Source organism: Delftia sp. ZNC0008 (genome assembly GCF_000799035.1).
Lineage (GTDB): Bacteria > Pseudomonadota > Gammaproteobacteria > Burkholderiales > Burkholderiaceae_C > Comamonas > Comamonas tsuruhatensis.
On the sequence record NZ_JTKZ01000603.1, the window covers coordinates 1 to 869 of the forward strand.

The 869-nt window shown below is 48.9% G+C and carries 1 pseudogene; it reads left to right on the forward strand.

Annotation, left to right across the window (positions count from 1 at the left end):
* Positions 1-163: 163 nt before the first annotated feature.
* Positions 164-869, forward strand: a pseudogene (locus L995_RS34430) (hypothetical protein); the annotation flags it as partial.

Below are 869 nucleotides of genomic sequence, written 5' to 3' on the forward strand. Positions count from 1 at the left end.
TATGCGGCAACCCACTCAACCGGATCGATCCCACCGGGCTGTACCAGGAGGACATGCACTACTACATTGAGAGACAAGCCAACTCTAATCGGGAAAAATTTCTTGGAGGGCTCGTTGGGCAAGAAGAAAAATATCCAGGCGTCTGCTTACCCAGTAGCATCATATGCAAACCAGTATAAAAATTAAATCACTGACATTCATCTTGGCAATTTTATCTTCCGGACTCTCCCAAGGCATGACTTGGGAAGAATGGGCGGAAAGTCGCCATCCTCCCAGCGACAAAGGTCCATTGCCAGATGGCTGCAGTCCCGTCAAATATCGAGGTGGCTTTCATCCTATTGTTGAGTATGTCAGAGGGAGGGGGAATCACTGTGTAGTTCACGACTTTGTACAAAGAAAATTAAGAGATTTCATTAATGGCAGAGTACGCGGGTCACCAACAGACGAGGCTGGTCAGGGCAGTGTAATTAGTTTCTCGGAAGACAGCCATTCCAACATTGATCTAAGGAAACATCTTATATCTGGCAAGCCGTTTGAAAATACCCGCGGCATAGGCATTAATAGCAAATCACTGACTCACTTGGCAGTTCACAACGGAAAAATCGAAACGCCCGGTCCACTAGGTATTGGAATAGATATGGCACCTTATATAGAAGGTCGTCAGAGGCTACAGGAGTTGACAGAAGATCGTCCAGCAATCAAAGAAGTCGGCTACAGCCGTACATTCGCGGGTATTTGGGATTACACCCCACCCACCTTCTACACAGCAGAAAACCTCCAAATCAAATCCGGCGGCCGCGCCATCATCATGGCCGGCTCCGACAACGTGGTGCGCAACAACACCATCGAGGTCGATGGCCGCACCGCCG